Origin of the sequence: Variovorax sp. efr-133-TYG-130 (genome assembly GCF_030208835.1) — a bacterium.
Classification (GTDB): Bacteria; Pseudomonadota; Gammaproteobacteria; order Burkholderiales; family Burkholderiaceae_C; genus Variovorax.
The window spans coordinates 60,495-85,998 of the sequence record NZ_JARVTD010000033.1; the positions used below are offsets into that span (position 1 = coordinate 60,495).

Annotated in this window: 22 protein-coding genes and 1 pseudogene; 6 read left to right on the forward strand and 17 right to left on the reverse strand. The window is 66.9% G+C overall.

Features of this window, described 5'->3' with window-relative positions; translation table 11 throughout:
* Positions 1-71 precede the first annotated feature (71 nt).
* From dnaK to QRN67_RS27575, 14 genes and pseudogenes are all read right to left on the reverse strand, one after another.
* Positions 72-2,009, reverse strand: coding sequence for a molecular chaperone DnaK (gene dnaK, locus QRN67_RS27510; RefSeq protein WP_285414447.1), 1,938 nt, complete (start codon positions 2,007-2,009; stop codon positions 72-74).
* Between the two features lie 124 nt (positions 2,010-2,133).
* The gene (grpE, locus tag QRN67_RS27515; RefSeq protein WP_081268603.1) at positions 2,134-2,706 is read right to left on the reverse strand and encodes a nucleotide exchange factor GrpE; all 573 of its coding nucleotides are present in this window, start codon (positions 2,704-2,706) and stop codon (positions 2,134-2,136) included.
* A 151-nt stretch (positions 2,707-2,857) separates the two neighbouring features.
* Entirely contained in the window at positions 2,858-3,208 is a 351-nt protein-coding gene (locus tag QRN67_RS27520; protein ID WP_056590059.1) for an FKBP-type peptidyl-prolyl cis-trans isomerase, read from the reverse strand.
* Positions 3,209-3,412: 204 nt separating this feature from the next.
* A pseudogene (locus tag QRN67_RS27525) lies at positions 3,413-3,715 on the reverse strand (winged helix-turn-helix transcriptional regulator); the annotation flags it as partial.
* Between the two features lie 179 nt (positions 3,716-3,894).
* Positions 3,895-4,746: an archaetidylserine decarboxylase gene (gene asd / locus QRN67_RS27530; protein WP_081268604.1), complete on the reverse strand. Its 852-nt coding sequence runs from the start codon at positions 4,744-4,746 to the stop codon at positions 3,895-3,897.
* A 115-nt stretch (positions 4,747-4,861) separates the two neighbouring features.
* Positions 4,862-5,851 carry a Bug family tripartite tricarboxylate transporter substrate binding protein gene (locus QRN67_RS27535; RefSeq protein WP_285414449.1) on the reverse strand — a complete coding sequence of 330 codons (990 nt, stop codon included), beginning with the start codon at positions 5,849-5,851 and terminating at the stop codon, positions 4,862-4,864.
* A 29-nt stretch (positions 5,852-5,880) separates the two neighbouring features.
* Entirely contained in the window at positions 5,881-6,861 is a 981-nt protein-coding gene (locus QRN67_RS27540; protein ID WP_285414450.1) for a tripartite tricarboxylate transporter substrate binding protein, read from the reverse strand.
* 53 nt (positions 6,862-6,914) lie between these two features.
* Positions 6,915-7,676: an SDR family NAD(P)-dependent oxidoreductase gene (locus QRN67_RS27545; protein WP_106933829.1), complete on the reverse strand. Its 762-nt coding sequence runs from the start codon at positions 7,674-7,676 to the stop codon at positions 6,915-6,917.
* A 23-nt stretch (positions 7,677-7,699) separates the two neighbouring features.
* The gene (gene garD / locus QRN67_RS27550; RefSeq protein ID WP_285414451.1) at positions 7,700-9,286 is read right to left on the reverse strand and encodes a galactarate dehydratase; all 1,587 of its coding nucleotides are present in this window, start codon (positions 9,284-9,286) and stop codon (positions 7,700-7,702) included.
* A 19-nt stretch (positions 9,287-9,305) separates the two neighbouring features.
* On the reverse strand, positions 9,306-10,658 hold the full coding sequence (locus QRN67_RS27555) for a TRAP transporter large permease (RefSeq protein ID WP_285414452.1): 1,353 nt from the start codon (positions 10,656-10,658) through the stop codon (positions 9,306-9,308).
* Positions 10,649-11,143, reverse strand: coding sequence for a TRAP transporter small permease (locus tag QRN67_RS27560; protein ID WP_285414453.1), 495 nt, complete (start codon positions 11,141-11,143; stop codon positions 10,649-10,651). Before QRN67_RS27560 ends, QRN67_RS27555 begins: the two co-directional genes overlap by 10 nt.
* Positions 11,144-11,155: 12 nt before the next feature.
* Positions 11,156-12,148, reverse strand: a complete 993-nt coding sequence (locus QRN67_RS27565) for a TRAP transporter substrate-binding protein (protein ID WP_285414454.1) — start codon at positions 12,146-12,148, stop codon at positions 11,156-11,158.
* Between the two features lie 60 nt (positions 12,149-12,208).
* On the reverse strand, positions 12,209-13,099 hold the full coding sequence (locus QRN67_RS27570) for an SMP-30/gluconolactonase/LRE family protein (protein WP_285414455.1): 891 nt from the start codon (positions 13,097-13,099) through the stop codon (positions 12,209-12,211).
* Positions 13,089-13,904: an NAD-dependent epimerase/dehydratase family protein gene (locus QRN67_RS27575; protein ID WP_285414456.1), complete on the reverse strand. Its 816-nt coding sequence runs from the start codon at positions 13,902-13,904 to the stop codon at positions 13,089-13,091. Before QRN67_RS27575 ends, QRN67_RS27570 begins: the two co-directional genes overlap by 11 nt.
* Before the next feature lie 231 nt (positions 13,905-14,135).
* Here QRN67_RS27575 and QRN67_RS27580 point away from each other — a divergent pair, with 231 nt between their 5' ends.
* The 5 genes from QRN67_RS27580 to QRN67_RS27600 all read left to right on the forward strand — a co-directional run bounded on the left by QRN67_RS27580 (position 14,136) and on the right by QRN67_RS27600 (position 20,011).
* Positions 14,136-14,981: a FadR/GntR family transcriptional regulator gene (locus QRN67_RS27580; RefSeq protein ID WP_081268614.1), complete on the forward strand. Its 846-nt coding sequence runs from the start codon at positions 14,136-14,138 to the stop codon at positions 14,979-14,981.
* Between the two features lie 111 nt (positions 14,982-15,092).
* Entirely contained in the window at positions 15,093-16,082 is a 990-nt protein-coding gene (locus QRN67_RS27585) for a Bug family tripartite tricarboxylate transporter substrate binding protein (RefSeq protein ID WP_106933835.1), read from the forward strand.
* Positions 16,083-16,138: 56 nt separating this feature from the next.
* Entirely contained in the window at positions 16,139-17,050 is a 912-nt protein-coding gene (gene kdgD, locus QRN67_RS27590; RefSeq protein ID WP_081268616.1) for a 5-dehydro-4-deoxyglucarate dehydratase, read from the forward strand.
* Between the two features lie 149 nt (positions 17,051-17,199).
* Positions 17,200-18,561: a glucarate dehydratase gene (gudD, locus tag QRN67_RS27595; protein ID WP_285414457.1), complete on the forward strand. Its 1,362-nt coding sequence runs from the start codon at positions 17,200-17,202 to the stop codon at positions 18,559-18,561.
* A 13-nt stretch (positions 18,562-18,574) separates the two neighbouring features.
* A complete protein-coding gene (locus QRN67_RS27600; protein WP_285414458.1) occupies positions 18,575-20,011 on the forward strand; it encodes an aldehyde dehydrogenase family protein in 1,437 nt (478 codons plus the stop codon).
* A 141-nt stretch (positions 20,012-20,152) separates the two neighbouring features.
* Here QRN67_RS27600 and QRN67_RS27605 read toward each other — a convergent pair whose 3' ends face one another.
* Both QRN67_RS27605 and QRN67_RS27610 read right to left on the reverse strand, forming a co-directional pair.
* Complete coding sequence (locus tag QRN67_RS27605) at positions 20,153-20,425, reverse strand: hypothetical protein (protein WP_285414459.1); 273 nt, start codon at positions 20,423-20,425, stop codon at positions 20,153-20,155.
* A 415-nt stretch (positions 20,426-20,840) separates the two neighbouring features.
* Positions 20,841-22,397, reverse strand: a complete 1,557-nt coding sequence (locus QRN67_RS27610) for a glycine betaine ABC transporter substrate-binding protein (protein WP_285414460.1) — start codon at positions 22,395-22,397, stop codon at positions 20,841-20,843.
* A 110-nt stretch (positions 22,398-22,507) separates the two neighbouring features.
* On the opposite strand from QRN67_RS27610, the gene QRN67_RS27615 reads away from it, so the two are divergent.
* Entirely contained in the window at positions 22,508-23,608 is a 1,101-nt protein-coding gene (locus QRN67_RS27615) for an ROK family protein (protein WP_285414461.1), read from the forward strand.
* A gap of 15 nt (positions 23,609-23,623) precedes the next feature.
* On the opposite strand, the gene QRN67_RS27620 is transcribed toward QRN67_RS27615, so the two are convergent.
* Positions 23,624-25,270 (reverse strand): Ig-like domain-containing protein, encoded by a 1,647-nt coding sequence (locus QRN67_RS27620; RefSeq protein WP_285414462.1) that lies wholly within the window; start codon positions 25,268-25,270, stop codon positions 23,624-23,626.
* Positions 25,271-25,504 lie beyond the last annotated feature (234 nt).

Genomic DNA, 25,504 nt, shown 5'->3' on the forward strand with positions numbered 1-25,504 from the left:
TCGGGTAACTTGAAGCGAGAAAGGCTGGAGCACCTGCGCAGGTGTTCCAGCCTTGCCGAAGGGTCTGAAGATCAGCCCTTCTTGACTTCCTTGACTTCGGCGTCGACCACGTTGTCGTCGGCCTGCGCATGTGCGCCGGCTTCCGCGCCCGCCGGACCCGAAGCTGCCGAGGCGCCGGCCGCGGCCTGCGATTCGGCATACATCTTCTCGCCGAGCTTCTGGCTCGCGGTCATCAGCGTGTTGGTCTTTTCCTCGATCGCGGCCTTGTCTTCACCCTTGAGGGCTTCTTCCAGGTCCTTGATCGCGGCTTCGATCGCGTCCTTCTCGGTGGCTTCCAGGCTGGCACCGTGCTCGCCCAGCGACTTCTTCACGCTGTGGACCATGGCTTCGCCCTGGTTGCGGGCCTGCACGATCTCGAGCTTCTTCTTGTCGTCGGCCGCGTTCAGCTCGGCGTCCTTCACCATCTTCTGGATCTCGTCTTCGCTCAGGCCCGAGTTCGCCTTGATGGTGATCTTGTTTTCCTTGCCGGTGCCCTTGTCCTTGGCGCCGACGTGCAGGATGCCGTTGGCGTCGATGTCGAAGCTCACCTCGATCTGCGGCGTGCCGCGCGATGCCGGCGGAATGCCTTCGAGGTTGAACTCGCCGAGCAGCTTGTTGCCCGAGGCGATGTCGCGCTCGCCCTGGAACACCTTGATGGTCACGGCCGGCTGGTTGTCCTCGGCGGTCGAGAAGGTCTGCGCGAACTTCGTCGGGATGGTCGTGTTCTTGGCGATCATCTTCGTCATCACGCCGCCCATGGTCTCGATGCCCAGCGACAGCGGGGTCACGTCGAGCAGCAGCACGTCCTTGCGGTCGCCCGAGAGCACCTGGCCCTGGATGGCGGCGCCGACGGCCACGGCTTCGTCGGGGTTCACGTCCTTGCGCGGTTCCTTGCCGAAGAAGGCCTTCACCTTGTCCTGCACCTTGGGCATGCGGGTCATGCCGCCGACCAGGATCACGTCGTTGATGTCGCCCACGCTGATGCCGGCGTCCTTGATGGCCAGGCGGCAGGGAGCGATGGTGCGCTCGATCAGCTCGTCGACCAGGCTTTCGAGCTTGGCGCGGGTGAGCTTGATGTTCAGGTGCTTCGGACCCGTGGCATCGGCAGTGATGTAGGGCAGGTTGATGTCGGTCTGCGCGCTGTTCGACAGCTCGATCTTGGCCTTTTCAGCGGCTTCCTTCAGGCGCTGCAGGGCCAGCACGTCCTTGCTCAGGTCGACGCCCTGTTCCTTTTTGAACTCGCCGATGATGTAGTCGATGATGCGCTGGTCGAAGTCTTCGCCGCCCAGGAAGGTGTCGCCGTTGGTCGACAGCACTTCGAACTGCTTCTCGCCGTCGACGTCGGCGATCTCGATGATCGACACGTCGAAGGTACCGCCGCCGAGGTCATACACGGCGATCTTGCGGTCGGCCTTGTCCTGCTTGTCCAGGCCGAAGGCCAGGGCGGCAGCAGTGGGCTCGTTGATGATGCGCTTGACGTCGAGGCCCGCGATGCGGCCGGCGTCCTTGGTGGCCTGGCGCTGGGCGTCGTTGAAGTAGGCTGGCACCGTGATCACGGCTTCGGTCACGGTCTCGCCGAGGTAGTCTTCGGCGGTCTTCTTCATCTTGCGCAGGATGTCGGCGCTGACCTGCTGCGGGGCCATCTTCTTGCCGCGCACTTCCACCCATGCGTCGCCGTTGTCGGCCTTGGCGATGGTGTAGGGCATCAGGTCGATGTCCTTCTGGACTTCCTTTTCCTCGAACTTGCGCCCGATCAGGCGCTTGATCGCATACAGCGTGTTCTTGGGGTTGGTGACGGCCTGGCGCTTGGCCGAGGCACCGACCAGCACTTCACCGTCTTCCTGGTACGCGACGATCGACGGCGTGGTGCGCGCACCTTCCGAGTTCTCGATCACACGCGTGGTGTTGCCTTCCATGATCGACACGCACGAGTTGGTGGTGCCGAGGTCGATGCCGATGATCTTTGCCATGTTCTTTACTCCTGAAAGCCTGAAAAATATGTTGTTATGAACTTGTGGATAACCCGTCGCGATTCAAGGCATGAAGCGGGGATTTCCTGTGGGAATCTTGTGTGCGGGTGTTGGCTGGGGCCGATTACTTCGGCGCGCTGACCGTGACCAGCGCCGGGCGCAGCACGCGCTCGTTGATGGTGTAGCCCTTCTGCAGGACGGTCACCACCGTGTTCGGCTCCTGGTCGGCGGGCACCACCGAGATGGCCTGGTGCTGGTGCGGGTCGAACCTGGTGCCGGGGGCGGGGGCCACTTCGATCACCTTGTTGCGTTCGAGCGCGCTCTTGAGCTGGCGCAGCGTGGCTTCGGCGCCTTCGCGGATCTGCTCGGGCGTGGCGTCCTTGACGGCCAGGCCGGCTTCGAGGCTGTCGGTCACCGGCAGCAGGCTTTCGGCAAAGGCCTCGACGGCGAACTTGCGGGCCTTGGAGACTTCCTCGTCGGCGCGGCGGCGGGCGTTCTGCACGTCGGCCTGGGCGCGCAGGTACTGGTCGGCCAGTTCCGCGTTCTTGGCCTGCAGGGCAGCCAGCTCGCCTTGGGCCTGCGCCAGTGCGGCGAGGGCATCGGCTTCGTTGGCGGCTTGCGCGGCCTCCAGTTCTTCGGGGCTTGGCTCGCCTTGCAGCATTTGCGAATTCTGTGCGGATTGTTGCGGGTCAGACATTTTTCAAAGAACCGGCGTGAGCCGGAAAACAAACGATAGCCAGCCACTTGGGGCTGGCCAGAAGCATTTCAAGCGAAAAAAAGCAGCAAAAAGCGCCGCGCAGGCATGAAAAAGGCCCGCAAACGGGCCTTGGGGCCGTCGGCGCGAACGCTCAGTGGGCGTCGAGCAGCTCTACGTCGAACTTGAGCGTGGCGTTCGGGGGGATCACGCCGCCGGCGCCGCGGGCACCGTAGCCCAGCGATGCGGGGATGATCAGCGTGCGCTTGCCGCCGATCTTCATGCCGGCCACGCCTTCGTCCCAGCCCTTGATGACCTGGCCGGCGCCCAGCGAGAACGCGAACGGGTCGTTGCGGTCGCGGCTGGAGTCGAACTTGGCGCCCTGGGTGCCGTCGTTGTAGAGCCAGCCGGTGTAGTGCACGTGCACGTGCTGGCCAGCCTTGGCTTCGGCGCCGGTGCCGACTTCGGTGTCTTCGTATTGCAGGCCGGAGGGGGTGGTGGGCATGGGAAACGCTCCTTGCGTCGATGTGAGAAGAATGAATCGAAGGCGCGGAGTTTAACGAGGCCGGATTCGCCGGCCTGTCGTCTGTCAGCCGTGGCTGGTGTCGTCGCCGGGCTGCGCGGGTGTGGGAGCGGGCGCCGCGGCCGGGGTTTGCGGTTCCGGCGCGGGGACGGCAGCCGCGGGCGCGGGCACTGCCGGCGCTGCCGCCTTCTTGATCTGCCCCAGCTGCCACTTGCCGGCAAACGCCTGCAGGTCGGACAGCCGCTTGAGCAGGTCCTGTCCGCTGAGCGTGAGGCTGTAGCCGTCGCTGCCGTGGCCGACGATGCCGGCCTCGCGCAGTTCCTTGATGCGGGTATTGAGCGTGTTGGGAGTGATGCCGCCCACGCTGTCCTGCAGCAGGCGGAAAGTCTGGGCATGACCGTCGCGCAGCGCCCAGAGCACGCGCAGTGCGTAGCGGGCTTCGAGCAGGGCGAGCAGCTGGCTGACGGCTGCGTTTTCCTTGGTACTCATCGACATCATCTCCTCGAAGCTGGGCGGGCCGCCGACCTGGGTGCAGGGGCGACGGCGCGCGTTCTCTTGTATGTGGTTATGAACCGTCAGGGTGGCAGACGACTATAGCGCAAAGGATCGTGATGCTACTAGTTTTATAGCTGTGAACGCAAGCGGCATGCGGGTTGTGAGACAAAGCCTCACAAATTGGAGTAATTGGCCATGGCTTCGCCCAGCCGGATCGCGCGCCCTGGCGACCACTCCGGGTTGAACGCCAGCGCAGGCGCCGGGAACAGCATGACGACCGTCGAGCCGAGCAAGAAACGGCCCATCTCGTCGCCCTTGCGGATGTCGATCTGCTGGTCGTTGTAGCTCCACTCGCGCAGTTCGCCCACGCGCGGCGGATTGACCACGCCGTGCCACACCGTGGCCATGCTGCCGACGATGGTGGCGCCCACCAGCACCAGCACGAAGGGGCCGTGCGCCGACTCGAACACGCACACCACGCGCTCGTTGCGCGCGAAGAGGCCGGGCACGCCGCGCGCCGTGGTCGGGTTCACCGAGAACAGGTCGCCCGGCACGTGGATCATGCGCACCAGCCGACCGTCGCAGGGCATGTGGATGCGGTGGTAGTCCTTCGGGCTCAGGTAGAGGGTCGCGAAACTGCCGTGCGCGAACTTGGCTGCCAGCGTGGCGTCGCCGCCGACCAAGGCAGTGGTCGTGTAGTTGTGGCCCTTGGCCTGGAAGATCTGGTCGCCCTGGATCGGGCCGAACTGGCTGATCGCGCCGTCCACCGGGCAGGTCAGGTCGGCCTGCGCGAGCGGGCGCACGCCCGGCTTGAGCTCGCGCGTGAAGAACTGGTTGAAGCTCTTGTAGTGCTCGATGTCGGACTCGAGCGCCTCGCCCATGTCCACGCCGTACTTGGCCACGAAACGCCGGATGATCCACGTCGTGACCGCCCCCCGCTCCTTGCCCGCGACCCAGCCGGCGAAATTGGTCAGGGCCTGCTTGGGGAACAGGTATTGGGGCAGTACGGCGGAGCGGTCGGACACGTGGTGGGGGCCTGGAATGCGAATTGGAGGGGCATTCTATAAAGGGCTTCCCGGGCGGGGCCTAGGAAGCTTCCCTCGGTATTGGCCACGCGGGCCGCGGGCGCGGCGTTGCGTGCTAGTCGGCCTTGATTCCCGCGGCCTTGATCACCTGCGCCCACTTTTCCACTTCGGCCTTCTGGAAGGCCGCGATCTGCGTAGTCGTCAGGTCGGCCGGCTCCATGCCGAAGCCCTTGAGCTTGTCCTGCATCTCGGGTGTCGCGAGGATCTTGCGGATCTCGGCGTGCAGCCGGTCGACCACGGGCGCCGGCGTGGCGGCGGGCACGAAGATCGCCTGCCACGACACCACTTCGAAGTCCTTCAGGCCCGGCAGGCCCGACTCCGCGATCGTCGGCACGTCGGGCAGCGAGGCCAGCCGCTTCGATGACGTCACCGCGATGGCGCGCAGCTTGCCGCTTTGAATATGCGGGCCGGCCACCACCGTGGTGTCGAACATCATGTCGACCTGGCCGCCGATCGCGTCCTGGATCGCCGGGCCGCTGCCCTTGTAAGGGATGTGCGTGAACTTCACGCCCGACTTGTAGGCCAGCAGTTCGAGCGCCAAGTGCTGCGACGTGCCCGTGCCCGCCGAGGCCGACGACAGCCCGCCCGACTTGGTCTTGCTGGCCTCCAGGATGTCCTTCAGCGTCTTGTACGGGCTGTTCTGGCTCACCACCAGCACCACCGGGTTAGTGCCGATCAGCGTCACCGGCGCGAACGACTTGATCGGGTCGTAGCCGATCTTGGGGTACAGGCTCACGTTGATGGCGTGCGAGCTGATGGTGCCGCCCACCAGCGTGAAGCCGTCCGGCGCGGCGCGTGCGCCGACCTCCGAACCCACGCTGCCGCCGGCGCCGCCCTTGTTGTCGATGATCACGCTCGTGCCCAGCACCGGGCCGAGCTTCTGCGCGATGAGCCGGCCCAGCACGTCGGTCGTGCCGCCCGCGGGAAAAGGCACGAGGTAGGTGATGGCCTTGCCCGTCGGCCAGTTGCCGCTCTGCGCGAACGCCGGAAGGCCGGCGGCGAGCGAAGAGGCGAGGGCGGTGCGGATGAGTGTGCGGCGTTGCATGGTCTTGTCTCCTTTGATTTCAGCGCGGCTCAGGGCTTGATGCCGAGCTTGGTGATCAGCGCCTTGAAGTACTCGTTGTCCTTGGCCAGCGTTTCCTTGAAGGCGGCGCCGTCGGTGTAGGCGTAGCCCAGGTTCTGCTTGTCCATCACCTCGCGCAGCAGCGGTTCCTTGGCGGTCTTGGCGGCGATGTCGCGCAGCTTGGCCATCACTTCGGGCGGCGTGTTCTTCGGCGCGCCGAGGCCGCGCCAGGTGCCGATGGAAATGTCGATGCCGCGCTCCTTGGCGGTCGGCACCTTGTCGAAGGCGGCCAGGCGCTTGTCGGCCATCACCATCAGCATCTTGAGCTTGCCGGCCTGAACGTAGGTCGACACCTCGGCCGGGCTCACGGCCACCGCGTCGACGTGGCCGCCGAGCAGCGCCAGCACGGCCGGGCCCGCGCCCTGGAACGGAATGTGGTTGAACCTGGCGCCGGTCTTGTCCTCCAGCGCCGATGCGGCCAGGTGCCAGATCGAGCCGGTGCCCGAATTGCCCACGCCCAGCTCGCCCGGCTTCTTCTTGGCCGCGGCCAGGAATTCCTCGATGGTGTTGTAGGGCGAGTCGGCCTTCACCGTGATGGCGGCCGGGTCGGCGTTGAGCTGCGCGATCGGCTGGAAGTCGTCGTAGTTGAACTTGGCCAGGCCCAGGTGCGGCAGCGTCAGCAGCTCGACCGTGAGCACGGCCAGCTTGTAGCCGTCGGGCCGCGAATGGATCACCTCGTTCCAGCCGATGGCGCCGCCGGCGCCGGGGCGGTTCACGATCACGATGCTCTCGGACATGTGCTTGCGGCTCGCGTCGGCGAAGGCGCGGGCCAGCGCGTCGGTGCCGCCGCCGGGCTGGTAGGGCACGACCAGCTCGACAGTGTGGTTCGGGTAGTCGTTGCCGGCGGCTTGCGCGGCGGGCGCCGCAAGGCCGAATGCAAGGCCGAGCGCACCCGAGAGGGCCGCGAGCTTGCGCAGGAATTTCGTCGTCATCTGTCTCGTCTCCGTTGTTCGTCTTGCTGTTGCTGGAAAAAAAGCGTTCGCAGTCAGGGCATGTACTGCCCCCCGTTCACTTCGATCACCTGCCCCGTGACATAGCCCGAGAGCTGGTCCGAGGCGAGATACAGGAAAGCGCCGACGCACTCCTCGGGCTCGCCGAGGCGGCCCATGGGAATGCTGGCGCGGAAGTTGTCGAGCATCGCGGGCGTCGAGAAGCGGTCCTGGAACGGCGTCTGAATGACGCCCGGCGCCACCGCGTTCACGCGGATGCGGTCGCCCACCAGTTCCTTCGCCAGGCCGTGCGTGGCCGTGCTCACGAAGCCCTTGGAGCCCGCGTACAGGTACGCGGCCGGCCCGCCGCCGGTGCGCGCCGCGACGGAGGTCACGTTGATGATGTTGCCGCCGCCCTGCGAGCGCATCAGCGGCACCACCTCGCGGCAATAGGCGAGCACCGAGCGCGCGTTGATGTGCATCACCTCGTCGAACAGCGCGTCGTCGAACTCGGCGATGGGCACGCGCTTGACAAGGCTGCCGGCGTTGTTGACCAGCACGTCGATGCCGCCGAACTCGGCCACCGTCTGCTTCACGCTGTCGCGGATCGCGCCGGTGTCGCGCACGTCGGCCTTCACGGCCACTGCCGCGCCGCCCGCCGCGCGGATGGTCTCGACCACCTGGTTGGCCGCGGCCGCCGAGCTGTTGTAGTGCACCGCCACGCGCATGCCGCGCGCCGCGAACGCAATGGCCACCGCAGCGCCGATGCCGGTGCTGGCACCGGTGACGAGGGCTGTCTTGTCCTTGAGGTCTTCCATGTGTGTGCTCCGTACGGGGTTGTTCAGGTCACCGGCGCCGGGTTGAAAAGCACCAGCGCGTTGTGCAGCTTCCAGTGCTCGGCCCAGGTCTTCTTGCGGCCGCTGGCCACGTCGAGCATCAGGTGGAACATCTCCCAGCCGATGTCTTCGATGGTGGCCTCGCCGTCGGCGATGCGGCCCGCGTTCACGTCCATCAGGTCGTGCCAGCGGCGCGCCAGGTCGCTGCGCGTGGCGACCTTGATGACCGGCACTTCGGCCAGCCCGTAAGGCGTGCCGCGGCCGGTGGTGAACACATGCAGGTTGATGCCGGCCGCCAGCTGCAGCGTGCCGCAGATGAAGTCGCTGGCCGGCGTGGCCGCATAGATCAGGCCCTTCTGCGTGGCTTTCTCGCCCGGCGCCAGCACGCCCGTGATCGGCGCCGAGCCCGACTTGACGATGGAGCCCATCGCCTTCTCGACGATGTTCGACAGGCCGCCTTTCTTGTTGCCCGGCGTGGTGTTGGCGCTGCGGTCGACGCGGCCCTTCTGCAGGTAGGCGTCGTACCAGGCCATCTCGCGGATCATGGCTTCGGCCACCTCCGGCGTGGAGGCGCGCGAGGTGAGCTGGTCGATGCCGTCGCGCACCTCGGTCACTTCCGAGAACATGACCGTGGCGCCCGCGCGCACCAGCAGGTCGGTGCAGAAGCCCACGGCGGGGTTCGCGGTGACGCCGGAGAACGCGTCGCTGCCGCCGCACTGCACGCCCACCACCAGTTCGCTGGCCGGCACGGTCTCGCGGCGGCGTGCGTTCAGGCGTGCCAGATGCACCTCGGCCTGCCGCATGACCGAATCGATCATCGACATGAAGCCGATGTGCTCGTCGTCCTGCAGGCAGACCACGTCGAGTTCCGCGTCGCCTTCCTTGCCGTCGGTTTCGCCGCGCTTGTCGACGATGGGAATGCTGCCCGGCGGCAGGAGCCGCTCGGGCTGCAGCTTCTCGCAGCCCAGGCTCACCACCATCACCTCGCCGCCGAAGTTCGGGTTGAGGCTGATGTTGCGCAGCGTGCGGATCGGCACGATGGCGTCGGGCGCGTCGATGGCCACGCCGCAGCCATAGCCGTGCGCCAGCGCCACCACGTCGTCCACGTTCGGGTACCTGGGCAGCAGCTCGGCCTTGATGCGCTGCACCGCGAAGTCGATCACGCCGGCCACGCATTGCACCGTCTCGGTGATGGCGAGGATGTTGCGCGAGCCCACCGAGCCGTCGGCGTTGCGGTAGCCCTCGAAGGTGTAGCCCTCCAGCGGCGGCAGGGCGGGGGGCTTGACGGTCGCGATGGGCAGGCCGTCGAGCTCGGGCGCCAGCGGCATGCGCATCACGCGCTCGTGCACCCAGCTGCCGCGCGGCAGCGCCTTCTGCGCATAGCCGATCACAACGTTGTAACGGACGATGGCCTCGCCTTCGGCCAGGTCGACCAGCGCGACCTTGTGGCCCTGGGGTACGTTGTCCACCAGCCGCAGGCCGTCGGCGAACTCGGCGCCGGCCTTCAGGCCGCCATCGTTGGCGACGATGGCGACGTTGTCGTTGGCGTGGATGCGGATGTAGAGCGGCGAGGCTCCGGTGGCGTTGCTCATCGTGCGAACCTCTTTTTGCTTACAGCACCTTGTGGCCGGTCAGCATCGTGGGCAGCCAGGTGGAGAAGGCCGGCACGTAGGTCACCAGGGTGATGGCGATGAAGATCGCCAGATAGTAGGGCCACGCGGTTTTCGTCGCCTCCCCGATGGATATCTTGCCGATGGCGCAGCCGATGAACTGCACCGTGCCCACGGGCGGATGCACCAGGCCCAGTGCGCAGTTCAGCAGCAGCATCATCCCGAACTGCACCGGGCCCACGCCCATCTGGATGGCCAGCGGCAGGAACAGCGGCGTGGTGATCAGGATGTGCGCCGCCATGTCCAGGAAGATGCCCAGGAAGATCTGGATGATGTTGATGTACAGCAGCATCAGCCAGGGGCTGGAGGTGGCGGCCAGCAGCACTGTTTCGATGGCGTCCGGAATCTCCAGGTAGGCCATCTGGTAGCGCAGCATGTTCGACACGCCGATCAGCAGCAGGATCACGCCGGTGGTCTTCGAGGCCTTGGCCAGCGACTTGAAGAGTTTCTCGCGCGTCATCGTGCGGTAGGCCACCACCGTGAGCAATAACGAATACGTCACCGCGATGGCCGCCGCCTCGGTGGCTGTTGCCACCCCCTGCATCACGCAGACCAGGATGATCACGATCACCATCAGGCCGGGAATGGCCGACAGGAAGGTCTTGCCCACCATGCCCCAGCCGGGGAAGCGCTCGACCATGGTGCTGCCGTCGGTGCGCCTGGGGTAGCCGTGCTTGGCGGCCTGCCAGTAGGCGGCCACCAGCATGCACACCATGATCCAGAACACCGGGATCAGCCCCGCGAACATCAGGTCGCCGATGGACACGCCCTTGATGATGTGCCCGTCGATCGTGCCCACCGCGGCCTGCGCGGCGAAGGCGTAGATGATCATGTTGTGCGAGGTCGGCATCAGCGCGCCCGAGAGCGATGCATGCGTCGTCACGTTCACCGCGTAGGCCGCGCTGTAGCCCTCGCGCTTCATGATCGGGATCATCACGCCGCCCATGGCCGAGGTGTCGGCCACCGGCGAACCCGAGACGCCGCCGAAGAGCGTGGACGCCACCACGTTGGCCAGACCCAGGCCGCCCTTCCAGTGGCCCACCAGGCTGCGCGCGAAGGCAACGATCTTGTCCGCGATGCCGCCGTGCAGCATCAGTTCGCCCGAGAAGATGAAGAACGGAATGGCCAGGAACGAGAACACGTTCATGCCCGACACCATCATCTGGATGGCGGTCTCGAAGGGCAGGCCTTCGTAGGCGAACGTCGCCAGGCAGCTCAGCCCGATGGCGAAGGCCACGGGCATCCCCAGCAGCAGGAACAGCACGAAGCTGAGGGACAGCACTGTCAATGCCATGATGGAACGACCTTCTGGCCGGTGAACTGAGCAGCCAGGTGCTCGATGGAGAAGAGGGTGATCAGCACCCCGGCGAAGAGGATCGGCACGTAGCGCACGGCTTCGGACAGGCCCAGCGTGGGAATCGTCGATTCGCGCGTGGACACTGCCATTTCGGCGCCGCCCGCGAACAGCGCCACGGCGAAGCCGATGGTCAGCACGTAGGTGAGCGCCTTGCACCAGAACTGGCCCTTGGGTGGCAGGGCCTTCACCAGCGAATCGAGGCCGATGTGCCCGGCGTCCCGCACGCCGGCGGAGGCGCCGAACATGGCGACCGAGATCACCAGCAGCAGCGCGACCTGCTCGACATACGGCGGGGCGTCATTGAAGACGTAGCGCAGCACCACGCCATAGACGACCACCGCGAGCAGGCCGACGAGGCACACGCAGGCGATGTACATCGCCCAGCGGGAGAGCCGCGCGTTCAATGAGGTAAGCAGGCTCATGTGCGGCGCGCGTCACTTGGTGTTGACGATTTCCTGCACCAGCGCCTTCTGCTCCGGCGTGGTCGCGAACTTGTCCCACACCGGCTTCTCGACGTCGACGAAGCCCTTGCGGTCGATCTCGGAGGCCGCGACGATCTTGGCGCCGCCCTTGATGACGGCCGCCTTGGCGTCCTTCTCGCGCGGCTCCCACAGCTTCACGTAGTAGGGCACCGAGTCTTTGGCGGCCTTGCGGATCGCGACCTGCTCTTCCTTGGTGAGCGTGTCCCAGATCTTCTTGGAGAACACCAGCACTTCGGGCGTCATGACGTGCATGGTCTCGGAGTACACCGGCGCGGCCTCGAAGTGCTTGGCCTCTTCGTACGAGGGATAGTTGTTCTCGGCGGCGTCCACCAGGCCGGTCTTCAGGCCCGTGTAGACCTCGGCGATGGGCATCGGCGTGGGCGAGGCGCCGGTGGCGCTCACCAGGCTCACCATCAGGTCGGAGGGTTGCACGCGGATCTTCAGGCCCTTCATGTCGGCCACCGACTTGATCGGCTTCTTGGCATACACCGAGCGCGCGCCGCTTTCATACATGCACAGGCCGATGAAGCCGGCCTTCTCGAAGGCGGCCAGCACCTTGTCGCCGGCCGGGCCGTACATCGCCTTGCGGAAGTGCTCGATGTCGCGGAACAGGAAGGGCAGCGACGGAATGACCGACTCCGGCACGATGCCGTGGAACGACGCGCTGCTCACGCGCACCATGTCGAGCGCGCCGATCTTCACCTGTTCGACCGTGTCCTTCTCGGAGCCCAGCGAGCTGTCCGCGAAGATCTTGATGTTGTCCTTGCCACCCGTGGCCTTCGACAGTTCATCGCCCATGAACTTCACCGCCTGGTTGGTGGGGAAGTCCTTGGCGTGCACCTCGGCGGAACGGAAGGTTCGCGCCATGGTGGCGTTGCTTGCCGTGAATGCGATCAAACCAATCGCGATCAGGCCCGACAGCTTCTTCATTTGTAGTGATTTCATTTTTGATGCTCCTCGGTGGATGAAAAGAAAACGCAGCGGATGGATGTATCGATAAACGGGTCAGATGCCGAAAGCGGGCTCCGCGAGGCCCTGTGCGCCGGGCCGCAGCGCGAACACGCCGCCGGCCAGTGGTTGGTCCGACAGGTCGATGCCGCCGGGCCGGATGGAGGTGACGAAGAGAGTGTCGAGCCCGGCGCCGCCGAAGGCGCACATCGCGGGTTTCTTCACCGGCACTTCGAGCGAGCGGTCGAGCCGGCCGTCGGGCCTGAAGCGGTGCACCAGGCCGGCGTCGTTGCCGCAGATCCAGTAGCAGCCGTCGGTGTCCATGGCCGCGCCGTCGGGGCGCCCGGGCAGGGGCTTCATGTCGACGAACAGGCGGCGGTTGCCGGGGGTGCCGGTTTCCGTGTCGTAGTCGAAGGCCCAGACGGCCTGCACCGTGGGGTGCGAGTCCGAGAGATACATCGTGCGGCCGTCGGGGCTGAAGGCCAGGCCGTTGGGCACGACGAGGTCGTCGAGGCGCAGGGCGGCGCTGCTGTCGCCCCTGCCGTAGCTGTAGAGCCGGCCCACGCGTGCGCCCGCCGCCATGTCGAGCAGCATCGTGCCGGCCCAGAAGCGGCCCTGGCGGTCGCAGCGGCCGTCGTTGAAGCGCATGGCCGGGGCGGCGTGCTCGACGGGCGCCAAAGACGAGGCGGCCAGCGTGCCGTCGGCCTGGGGCTTGAGCGAGAACAGGCCGCTTTCCATGCCGGCGATCCATTCGCCCGGCACGTCGGCGCGCGGCGCGATGCAGGCGATCATTTCGCCGGCGGTCCACTTCGCATGGCCTTCGCCCGCATGCCAGCGGTTCAGCGTGCGCGCCGGAATGTCGACCCAGTAGAGCGCCTGTTCGCGCGCATGCCACACCGGGCTTTCGCCGGTGCCGTTGCGCGCATCGAGAACGAGTTCAGCGCTCATCGCCGAACGGCCCTTGTGCCGTGAAGGCGCCGCCCTGGTAAATGGCGTTCGGGTCGGTCGGCGCGACGGGCGGCTGTGCCTCGACCTTGTCGCGAAACACTTCCGAGCTGTCGCGCGGCAAGAAGCCCAGGTGCGCGGCGGCGCTGTTGTCCCACCACACGTCGCGGTTGTTCGACATGCCGTAGACCACCGTGTGCTTCACGTCCGGCGTGAACAGCGACTTCTCGATCAGCGCGGTCAGGTCGTGGTAGCTGAGCCAGGTGCTCATCATCCGGCGGTTGGCCGGCTCGGGGAACGAGGAGCCGATGCGGATGCTGACGGTCTCGATGCCCCAGCGGTCGAAGTAGAACTGCGCCACGTCCTCGCCGAAAGACTTCGACAGGCCGTAGTAGCCGTCGGGCCGGCGCGGCGCATGCGAATCGATGTGCTCGCTCTGCTTGTAGAAGCCGATCACGTGGTTCGAGCTGGCGAACACCACGCGCTTCACGCCGTGGCGGCGCGCAGCCTCATAGATGTGGAACACGCCCTTGATGTTGGCTTCGAGGATTTCCTCGAACGGCCGCTCGACAGACACGCCGCCCAGGTGGACGATGGCGTCGCAGCCGTCCACCAGCGCATCGACCGCCGCCTTGTCCGACAGGTCGCAGGGCACGACTTCCTCGTGCGCATCGGCGGCCGGCGCCAGCGAGGCGATGTCCGAGAGCCGCAGCACCTCGGCGAATGGCTTCAGCCGCTCGCGCAGCACCTTTCCGAGGCCGCCGGCGGCGCCGGTCAGCAGGAGGCGGTTCATCTTGTTGTCTTTCATCTTTGCCCGTCCGTGCACGCAGTGGTTGCGGTTTCCGGCAGCCCGCCGTCGCGGTGTCGTGCCGACGGCAGCGGCCGGTACGATGCCGGCAGGGCGAGGTCGAAAGGGCGCTGCATGTCGGTGCTGTGGAAACCGGGCAGCCGCTGGCGGATCGGCCGGCGGCGTCCAGAGGTTATTGAGTGTTAGGTTATCTGTTGTCGTACAACTAGTTTGGGGATTATCATCGTGACCATGGTTCAGTCGACTGCGGGTAATCCCTCGATATCGGAAGCGCCGGCGGAAGCGGCGTTCGTGGGGCGTCCGCGCCAGCGCGCACGCGGCCTCGCGCATGGGCTGGTGGAAGACCTGGGCGAGAAGATCCGCAACCAGTCGCTGCGGCCCGGCGACAAGCTGCCGACCGAGTCGGCCATCATGCAGGCCTACGGCGTGAGCCGCACCGTGGTGCGCGAGGCGCTGTCGAAGCTGCAGGCCGGCGGCCTGGTCGAGACGCTGCACGGCGTGGGCACCTTCGTGCTGCAGCCGCGCACGGGCGGCGTGTTCCGCCTCGACCCCGGCGAGATCGCTGCTTCGGTCGACGTGCTGGCCGTGCTCGAACTGCGCATCAGCCTGGAGACCGAGTCGGCCGGCCTTGCCGCCAGCCGCCGCACCGACGAGCAGCTCGTGGCCATGCGGCAGGCGCTCGACGACTTCGAGCACAACGTGGTCGTGGCGGGCGACACCGTGGGGCCGGACTTCCGCTTCCACCTGCAGATTGCCGAATCGACCGGCAATCCCTACTTCGCGGACATCATGAGACACCTGGGGACCACCCTCATTCCGCGCACCCGCATCAGCGCGATCCGCACGCACGAGGGCGGGGCGCCTTACCTGAGCCGCGTGAACCGCGAGCACGAAGAAATCTACGCGGCCATTGCGCGCCGCGACCCCGAATCGGCCCGCGCGGCCATGCGCATCCACCTGACAAACAGCCGCGAGCGCCTGCGCATGGCGCAAGAGGCCGCGCAGCAGCAGAAGGCGAAAGCCGATGCCGTCACCCCGGACGGTGCTGCTTCGGCCGAGAACGCCACTTCAAGCTGAGTTTTCTTGTTGTCCCGGCTGGACAACTTATTTTTGTAGTTGTACGATGACTGATAACTTGATTCGAGTATCAGGCAAAGTCACGACAGCCAGCGAACAAAAGGAGACAGCATGACCATCAACCGACGCGGCGCGCTAGGGGCCGCACTTGCCACGACACTGGCCGCGAGCCTGCCCGCGCGGGTTCTTGCGCAGGGCAGTGGCGGCAACTGGCCGTCCAAGCCGCTCAAGCTCATCGTTCCATACCCGCCGGGCGGTTCGTCCGACATCATTGCGCGGGCGATCAGCCAGCCGCTGTCCGAGGCGCTCGGCCAGTCGGTCATCGTCGACAACCGCGCCGGTGCCAACGGCAACCTCGGCGCCGACCTGCTGGCCAAGGCGCCGGCCGACGGCTACACGCTGATGCTGTGCGACCTGGGTGCGCTGGCCATCAGCCCCTCGCTGTACCCCAAGCTGCCGTTCGACCCGTCGAAAGACCTGCGCGGCGTGGCCATGCTGGCTTACTCGCCGCACCTGCTGGTGGTGCACCCGTCGGTGCAGGCGAACACCTTGAAGGAGCTGGTCGAGCTCTCGAAGAAAAGCGATCTCAACTTCGCCGTCACCGCCAGCGGCAGCACTGCGCACCTCGCGGGCATCGAACTGCAGCGCAAGGTGGGCGCCAAGTGGGAATACGTGCCCTACAAGGGCGGCGTGCAGGCGGTGCTCGACACGGTCGCGGGCCAGACGCAGGTGCTGATGAACGGCATGCTCGCCACCTATCCGCAGGTGCAGGCCGGCAAGCTCAAGCTCATCGCGGTGTCCAAGGCCACGCGCATGCCGCTGATCGGCAATGTGCCGACCATCGCCGAGCAGGGCGCCCCCGGCTACGAGTCTGGCACCTGGCAGGGCGTGGTCGCGGGACGCGGCGTGCCCGACGCCGTGATCGCGCGGCTCAACCGCGAGCTGGTGCGCATCATCCGCACGCCCGACATCCGCGCCCGGCTCGCCGGGCAGGGCGCCGAAGTCGTGACCATGGCCGCGCCGGAGCAGGACCAGTTCTTCGCCAAGGAACGCGCGCGCTGGGCGCAGGTCGTCAAGGAAGCGAACGTCAGGCTCGACTGACCGGCCGCTTCGCACCCCTTTTCTTTCTCATTCAAAACTTCACTGGACTCTTTCCCATGAACCCGCAAGAACTCAAGACCATCATGGGCTCCGGCCTGCTCTCGTTCCCGTTGACCGACTTCGACGCGAACGGGGACTTCAACAAGAGCAGCTACGAGAAGCGCCTCGAATGGCTCGCCCCCTACGGCGCCAGCGCGCTGTTCGCGGCCGGCGGCACGGGCGAATTCTTCTCGCTCACCGGCGACGAGTACCCCGGCATCATCAAGACGGCGGTGGACACCTGCCGCGGCGTGGTGCCGATCATTGCCGGTGCCGGCGGCCCCACGCGCTTTGCCATCCAGTGCGCTCAGGCCGCAGAGAAGGCCGGGGCGCACGGCATCCTGCTGCTGCCGCACTACCTCACCGAAGCCGGCCAGGAAGGCCTGGCCGCGCACGTCGAGGCCGTGTGCAAGAGCGTGAACTTCGGCGTGATCGTCTACAACCGCGCCACCAGCCGCCTCAAGCCCGACACGCTTGCCGGCCTGGCCGAGCGCAACCCCAACCTCGTGGGCTTCAAGGACGGCATCGGCGACATCGAGGCCATGGTCGCCATCTACCAGAAGATGGGCGACCGCTTCGCCTACCTGGGCGGCCTGCCCACGGCCGAGGTCTATGCCGCCGCCTACAAGGCGATGGGCACGCCGGTGTATTCGTCGGCCGTCTTCAACTTCATTCCGAAGACCGCCATGGACTTCTACAAGGCCGTGGCCGCCGACGACCTGCCCACGCAGCACCGCCTGCTGAAGAACTTCTTCATGCCCTACCTCGAGCTGCGCAACCGCGTGCCGGGCTACGCGGTGAGCATCGTGAAGGCCGGCGCAAAGATCGTCGGCCACGACGCCGGGCCCGTGCGCGCGCCGCTCACCGACCTGAAGCCGGCCGAGATGGAGCAGCTCAAGGCGCTCATCGACGCGCTCGGCCCGCAGTAAGCCCCGGCAAAAGACCAGAAATACTGGAGACGCATGTGATGCCCGCCATGCGCATGACTTCACGGCCTTCCAGTTGCGCGAATGGACGCGATGGAAGACATTGATCGACACCCGCCACATCACCGCAGACTGAGGCACCGAGCCCGAAGATGACAAGTCCTGAATCCGTTGTTTCCAAAGCCGTGCCGGGTGCGCCCGTCGTCACCGGCATGCGCGTGGTTCCCGTTGCGGGCCACGACAGTATGCTGATGAACCTCAGCGGCGCGCACGGCCCGTTCTTCACGCGCAACCTGCTGATCCTGACCGACAGCGCCGGGCGCACCGGCGTGGGCGAGGTGCCCGGCGGCGAGAAGATCCGCCAGACGCTGGAAGACGCGCGCGGCCTCATCGTGGGCCAGCGCATCGGCAACCACAACGCGGTGCTCAACAGCATGCGCAGCGCTTTTGCCGGCCGCGACAGCGGCGGCCGCGGGCTGCAGACCTTCGACCTGCGCGTGACCATCCACGCGGTAACAGCGGTGGAAGCCGCGCTGCTCGACCTGCTCGGCCAGTTCCTCGAAGTGCCCGTGGCGGCCCTGCTCGGCGAAGGCCAGCAGCGCGATGCGGTGCAGATGCTCGGCTACCTCTTCTACGTGGGCGACCGCAAGAAGACCGACCTGCCCTACGAGAGCGACCCCGGCGCCGACAACGACTGGTTCCGCCTGCGCCACGAAGAAGCCATGACGCCCGAAGCCATCGTGCGCCTGGCCGAGGCCACGCATGCGCGCTACGGCTTCACCGACTTCAAGCTCAAGGGCGGCGTGCTGCGCGGCGAAGAAGAAGTCGAGGCCATCCGCGCGCTGCACGAGCGCTTTCCGCAAGCGCGTGTCACGCTCGACCCGAACGGCGGCTGGCTGCTGCAGGACGCCATTCGCCTGTGCCGCGACCTGCACGGCGTGATGGCCTATGCCGAAGACCCCTGCGGTGCCGAAGGCGTGTTCTCCGGCCGCGAGGTGATGGCCGAGTTCCGCCGTGCCACCGGCCTGCCGACCGCGACCAACATGGTGGCCACCGACTGGCGCGAGATGGTGCACAGCCTCTCGCTGCAGTCGGTCGACATTCCGCTGGCCGATCCGCACTTCTGGACACTGCAGGGCTCGGTGCGCGTGGCGCAGCTGTGCCAGGCCTGGGGCCTGACCTGGGGCTCGCATTCGAACAACCACTTCGACGTGTCGCTCGCGATGTTCACGCACGTGGCCGCCGCCGCGCCGGGCAAGGTGACGGCCATCGACACGCACTGGATCTGGCAGGACGGCCAGCGCCTGACCCAGGCGCCGCTGCGCATCGAAGGCGGCTTCGTGAAGGTGCCCACGCGCGGGGGCCTGGGCGTGGAGCTGGACATGGACGAGGTCGAGAAGGCGCACCAGCTGTACCTGAAGCACGGCCTTGGCGCTCGCAACGATGCGCAGGCGATGCAATACTTGATCCCCGACTGGACTTTCGACAACAAGCGACCGTGCATGGTCCGCTGAAGGAACAACCCTCATGCAGAACTTCGACAACCTCATCGCAGGCGAATGGCGTGCCGGCGCGAGCTACAGCCCCAACGTCAACCCGAGCAACCTGTCCGACGTGCTCGGCCAGTACACGCAGGGCGATGCCGCCCACGTGGACGCTGCCGTCGCGGCGGCTACCGCAGCCTTTCCGGCGTGGGCCACGGGCAGCATCCAGGCCCGCTCCGACGCGCTCGACAAGATCGGCAACGAGATCCTCGCGCGCAAGGAAGAGCTGGGCACGCTGCTGGCGCGCGAAGAAGGCAAGACCAAGGCCGAAGGCATCGGCGAGGCCACGCGCGCGGGCCAGATCTTCAAGTTCTTCGCCGGCGAATGCCTGCGCCTGTCGGGCGAGGTGCTGCCGTCGGTGCGGCCCAACATCGGCGTGGAAATCACGCGCGAGCCGGTCGGCGTGGTCGGCCTCATCACGCCGTGGAACTTTCCCATTGCCATTCCGGCCTGGAAGATCGCGCCCGCGCTGGCATTCGGCAATTGCGTGGTGCTCAAGCCCGCGGACCTGGTGCCGGGCAGCGCCTGGGCGCTGAGCGAGATCATCAGCCGCTCGGGCATTCCGGCCGGTGTGTTCAACCTGGTGATGGGGCGCGGCAGCGTGATCGGCAATGCGCTGGTCAATCATCCGGGCATCCACGCGATCAGCTTCACCGGCTCGGTGGGCGTGGGCCGCAACATCGCGATCCAGTGCGTCACCAACCACAAGAAGGTGCAGCTCGAAATGGGCGGCAAGAACCCGCAGGTGATCCTGGACGACGCCGACCTCGCACAGGCCGTGGAGCTGAGCGTGCAGAGCGCGTTCTACTCGACCGGCCAGCGCTGCACAGCGTCGAGCCGCCTCATCGTCACCGAGGGCATCTATCCGAAGTTCATCGCCGCTATGAAGGAACGCATGGCGAAGATCAAGGTGGGCGACGCGCTCGCGCAGGGCACCGACGTGGGCCCGGTCTCGTCGAAGTCGCAGCTCGACCAGGACATGGAATACGTCTCCATCGGCAAGGGCGAGGGCGCCACGCTGGCGGCCGGCGGCGAGCTGCTGAAGCTGGAGACCGATGGCTACTACATGTCGCCGGCGCTCTTCAGCGAATCGGCCGCGGGCATGCGCATCAACAAGGAAGAGATCTTCGGCCCGGTGGCAAGCGTGATCCGCGTGAAGAACTACGAGGAAGCACTGGCCACGGCCAACGACACCGAGTTCGGCCTGTCGGCCGGCATCGCCACCACGTCGCTGAAGTACGCCACGCACTTCAAGCGCCACAGCCAGGCCGGCATGGTGATGGTCAACCTGCCGACGGCGGGTGTGGACTACCACGTGCCCTTTGGCGGCCGCAAGGGTTCGAGCTACGGTCCGCGCGAGCAGGGGCGTTATGCGCAGGAATTCTTCACTACGGTGAAGACTGCCTATACGCTGGCCTGATTCGTTCGTTCGTTCGTTCAGGGCGCGTGCACAGGCCATCGGGTACTCCCCTCCGCGAATGTCCCCCGGCCTGCGGCCTCCTCCTTTATTTCGCTGCGGGGAGCACCCGACGCCCTGCGCACAGGGACGCAGCTTGGGCTTTCAAGCCGAGCCAGTTCCGGGTTCTGCGCTGCGCGCCTTTTCGTTCAGCTGAAACAGTTGGGCCGCTTTGCGAGCCAGGTCGGCCGCTAGCCAGAGCAGGTTGTCCAGTTGCCTGGGCCCGTCGTCGCTGCACCAGTCGATCTCTTCGCCGTGGCACACCCACAGCAGGGCTTCGAGTTGGGAGAGGGTGTTTTCGAGAAGATCCGCGGGGTCTTGGGCGGTGTCTTCGGGAGATACCGGCGTGCGAGGCCGGGCTATAGTCTTGGTAGCCATTTTTGTGCGGTCCTTTAGAGGGTAGTGCACGAACTTGGTTAGACGGTCGGGGTGCTAGTAACACCCCGGTCGTCGCCTTTTGACACCTCGCTTCTGCATCGCTGCTGTCGCACCGACGACCTGCCGCGAGGCAAGCAGCCTTCGAACATACAAGTGGGTTGTGGAGTTGCTCCCGCTAGCGGGGTGTGGAGTGACAGGGGCATTCACTCTAGAGAAGAACCAGGCGAAACAGCCGCACCGCGCTGCACGAAGTCTCGCCAACCGCCAACAAATGCAGCTTCCACAGCGGCGCTCAACGATCAGGCCGATGGGGTGCCTTGCGCAGCGAAATAAAGGAGGAGGCCGAAGGCCGGGGGACATTCGCGGAGCAAGGTACCCCGTCGGCCTGATCGCGCCCTGAACGACACAAGCAAAGCTAGGCCGCAAGCGCCCCGCGCCCGCGCCGCATCCAAAGCTCGATCAACTCGAACAGCCCTTCGCTGACCAAAGCCAACGCAGCAGCCGGCAACGCGCCCGCCATCAGCAGCTCTCGGTCGTTGAGCGCCAACCCCGTCACGATGCGCTCACCGAACCCGCCGGCACCGATGAACGCCGCAATCGTCGCCGTGCCGATCGCGATCGCCGTCGCCGTGCGCACCCCCGCGAGCAGCGTCGGCAACGCCAGCGGCAGCAGCACCAGCCGCAGGCTCTGCGGCGGCGTCATGCCCAGCGCCGTGCCCGCCAGCCGCAGGCCGTCAGGCACCTCGGCCAGGCCCGTGACCGTGTTGCGCATGATCGGCAACAGCGAATAGAGCGTGAGCGCGATCAGCGCCGGCAACGCGCCGATGGCGCCGAGCATCGAGATCAGCACCGCCAGCAACGCCAGCGAAGGCACCGTCTGCAACAGGCTCGCGAAGCCCAGCACCAGCGCGCGCAGCCGCACATGCGGGAACACCAGGATCGCGATCGGCACGCCGATGAGAATCGCGACGCCCACCGACAGCGCCACCAGGAACAGATGCTGCCGTGCCAGCTTCCACAGGTCCGGCCCGAACAGCTTGGCGGTGAAGCCACGGCGCTCTTCCTTCGGTTGCTGCTGCCCCGCCTTCGCTTCCTTGCCGGTGCTCGCGAGAAAGTCGCGCGCAATCACGTCGAAAGGCACGCTCTGCAGTTCGGCGCGGGCATTCATCGCGATCATCGCGTGCTCGTCCACGCGGCCTTCGAGCGTTTTCAACGCAGCCCAGGCCTCGGGCAGGCGTTTGGGCAAATCGAGCTTGTAGAGCACCACCGCGTCGTAGCGCGGAAAGTACTTCCTGTCGTCCTCCAGCACGCGCAGGCCCAGGTGGTCGATCTTCGCGTCGGTGGTGTAGATGTCGATCGCATCGATCTGCCTGGCCCCTATGGCGTCGTATGCCAGCCCGTGGTCGAGTCCCGAGGGTGTCTGCTTGAAGCCGTAGCGCTCGGCCAGGCCCTTCCAGCCGTCGGCGCGGCCTATGAATTCATTGGAAAGGCCCAGCTTGAATTCAGGGTGCTTCGCCAGGTCGCTCAGCGTGCGCAGGCCCAGCCGGTCGGCATCCGCCGCGCGCACCGCGAGCGCATAGCCGTCGTTGAAGCCCAGCGGAATCGCCACGCCCAGGCCCATCGGCGCGAGCGCCGCGTTCATGGCCTCGCGCGTGTCCGCCGGCGAGCCCTTGAGTATTTCCAGCGCGATGGTGCCGGTGTATTCGGCATACATGTCGATCGCGCCCGAGCGCAGCGCCTCGTACACGATGGCCGTGTTGCCCAGGCCCTGCCGCACGACGGGCGGCGACGCGGTGTGCGGCGCGGCGGTCTGCGCCAGCAACTCGGCAAGGATGTACGACTCGGTGAAGCGCTTGGAGCCGACGCGCAGCGTGTCGTCCGCCGCATGCGCGACATTGGCGACATGCGTCAGGCCCAGCCAGGCGAGCGTCAGGAGCAGGGCAAGGCGGCGGAGGCAACGGGGCAGATGCATCGCGGCCAGTTTATAGACATCGACCGGATTGGCGTACCCGCCAATCTCCTACACGCCGTCGTGCGCGCAACCGATGGGCCGCGGGCTGCCGCGCGCGCACCATCCGAGTCATGAAGTCCAAACCCGCGAAGCCCGAAACTCCCGAAACGCCAAAGGCCGAAACGGCCGACCCCTTGCCCGCTGCCGATGTGCACGGCCTGCGCGAACTCCCCGGTGTGCACGTCGAAGGCTACAGCCTCCAGTTGCGCGACAAGGACGGCTTCGTGGGCGACCAGGCGAGCCAGACGGCCTTCAGGGAACTGCTCGAGCGCTGGCGCAAGCGGCGCCGCAAGAACGGCAAGGATCCGCTCGGAGTGCTGCACTCGCGCGACCTGAGCAAGAAGGCGCTCGACCGCGTGCTGGGCGCGAAGAAGGCCTCGGAGGCCGCCGACGTGATGCACGGCGTGATCGAGGAGTTCACCGAGGAACTGGCGTCCGTCATCCAGCGCTTCCTGCGCCAGCCCTCATGGCAGAAGGTTGAGCGCATCGTGATCGGCGGCGGCTTTCCCGAGAGCGACGTGGGCGAGCGCGCGGTGCTGCAGACGGGCGCCATCCTCGAAGAGATGGGCCTGCACGTGCAACTGGGCCGCCTCTCGCACAACGTGGACGACGGCGGCCTGATCGGCTGGGTGCACCTGACGCCGCCCGCGCTGCTGCGCAAGTACGACGCCATCCTGGCGGTCGACATCGGCGGCACCAACGTGCGCTGCGGCATCGTGAAGACGCGCTACCGCAAGGCGCCCGACTTCTCGCGCGCGGAGGTGATCCGGCGCGAGAAATGGCGCCACGCCGACGAAGGGCCCAACCGCAGCAACATGGTCGAGCACATCGCCGACATGCTGATGGACATGGTGCGCTACAGCGAGCGCAAGAAGATCCGGCTCGCGCCGTTCATCGGCATCGGCTGCCCGGGGTTGATTCGCCCCGACGGCTCCATCGCGCGCGGTGCGCAGAACCTGCCCGGCGACTGGGAAAGCCACGCCTTCCACCTGCCGACGGCGGTGTGGCGCCGCATGCTCACACTGGGCGCCGACCCGATGCTGGTGCTGATGCACAACGACGCGGTGGTGCAGGGCCTGAGCGAGCTGCCCTTCATGCGCGACGTGAAGCAGTGGGGCGTGCTGACCATCGGCACGGGGCTGGGCAACGTGAGCTTCACGAACAGGCCCTGAAGCGGCGGCCCGGCGCTACAGGTCTTCGGCCCGCATTCCTTCGACGCGCACGTTCGCGGAGGCGGAGGCAACGTTGCCTGCCGCGTCGGCGGCGCGCACCTCGACGTTCGCGGCGCCCGGCCGCTTCGGCGTCCAGGCGCATACGTAGGGCGCGGCGCGCAGCGTGCACGCGGTCCTGCCGTCGACGATGAACTTCAGCTCGGCCACGGCCACGTTGTCGGATGCGGTGGCGGCAAGCCGCGTCGCCATGCCGGCCGTTAGGCTTGGCGGAACCGACAGCGAGACGGTCGGCGGCACGCTGTCCGAAGGCGGATTGACGATCACGTTGGCCGAGGCGACAGCGGAGTTGCCCGCCGCGTCGACCGCCACCACGCGGATCGTCTGCGCGCCGGGCGAGGTCGGTGTCCAGCTGCAGGTGTAGGGCGGGGCGGTGAAGGTGCAGATCGGAATGCTGTCGCGGCCCAGCACCTTGACGCCCCACACCCCCGCGTTGTCCACCACGGCCGGCGCGATGACGGTGAGCTGCCCCACCGTGGCCATGGAGGGGGCGGCGAGCGACACGATGGGCGGCGTGGCGTCGGCGCTGCCTAGCGCCAGGTCGATGGTGAACATCGACTGTCCCTGCACGGCCTTCTGCTCGAAGGCGTCGAAGATGGTGAACCAGCTCGCGCCGGGCGCGCGGTTGGCGGCGCGTGCCTTGGCCAGGAGCGTCGTCTTGCCGACGGCGAAGCAGCTGAAGCCGCAGTTCCAGTCGAAGGTGAAGCGGCCCGACGCATCGGCCACGCCGGTCACCAGCATGACCAGCGGCTTGCCGCCGCCCGGGTCCCGCCACACCGACACCTGCGCGCCGGGCAGCGCGGCGCCGCTGTCGCGGTCGGTCACGCGCACCTGGGTGGCGGTGGTGGCGGCCATGAACTTCGAGCTGCCGAGCTTCGGCCAGTCGCTCCAGTCGGTGTCGATGTTGGCCTTGGTGCCGGCGGTGAAGCGGATCATGTCCAGCGTCGCGACGCGGTTGGCGGCGGGGTCGCGGCGCTGCTCGAACACGGTGCCCAGCAGCGGATCGAGCCGCCAGTCCTGGCGGGTCCACCAGTAGCGGTCGGTGTCGCTCGACAGGGCGAGGTCGGTGATGGGCGCGACGCCGGTGGTGTCGGCCACGGCGATGCCGTTGTAGTACTCGCCCGCGCCGGCGCCGAACACGTGCTCCAGCTCGTGCAGCAGGGTCTTGAGCTGGCGGCCGAGATAGTCCTTCTCGGTCGACTCTGGCGCCGCCGGCGTGATGGCGCGCGACAGGCGCAGCGGGTCGTGGATGGCGATCCAGTTCAGGTTCCAGGCCACGCCTTTCTGCGGAAAGGTCCAGCTGGTCGACAGTCCGCCGTGGCTGTAGCCGCGGGTGGATCTCGACACGCAGACCACCACTTCGCCGTTCACCAGGCCGTTGTAGCTGCAGGCCGGCGCGGCGGCGGGCGCCACGAGCTGCAGGTCGGTGGCGGGGTCGAAGACGAAGCTGCGCACGGTCTCGCGGGTGAAGACGGTGTTGACGTCGGCCACGTACTGGGCGAGCCGGCGGCCTGCCTCGGCGGGGCCGATGTCGGCGGCCAGCTCGGGGTCGACGAAGAACTTCAGGCGGTGGGTGCTGGGCGTTGCGCGACCGACTTCGTCCATGGCGGCGAAAGCGGACGGTATTCCGGACAGTGCGATGAGAACTGGAAGCGCCAGGACCAGTTTCGCGAGATTCGCAAGTGCGCGCGGCGAGAAGAATGCTCGCATCGGATTTCCCCGGATGGCCGGGGCACTGGACTCGAACGGACGGCGCTTCGGGCCGCCGTGTGGCGGCGTCCCGGGCGGGCTTCCCCGCAGGGCGAGGGGTTGCGGGAATCCGTTCGAGCCCGCCTCACG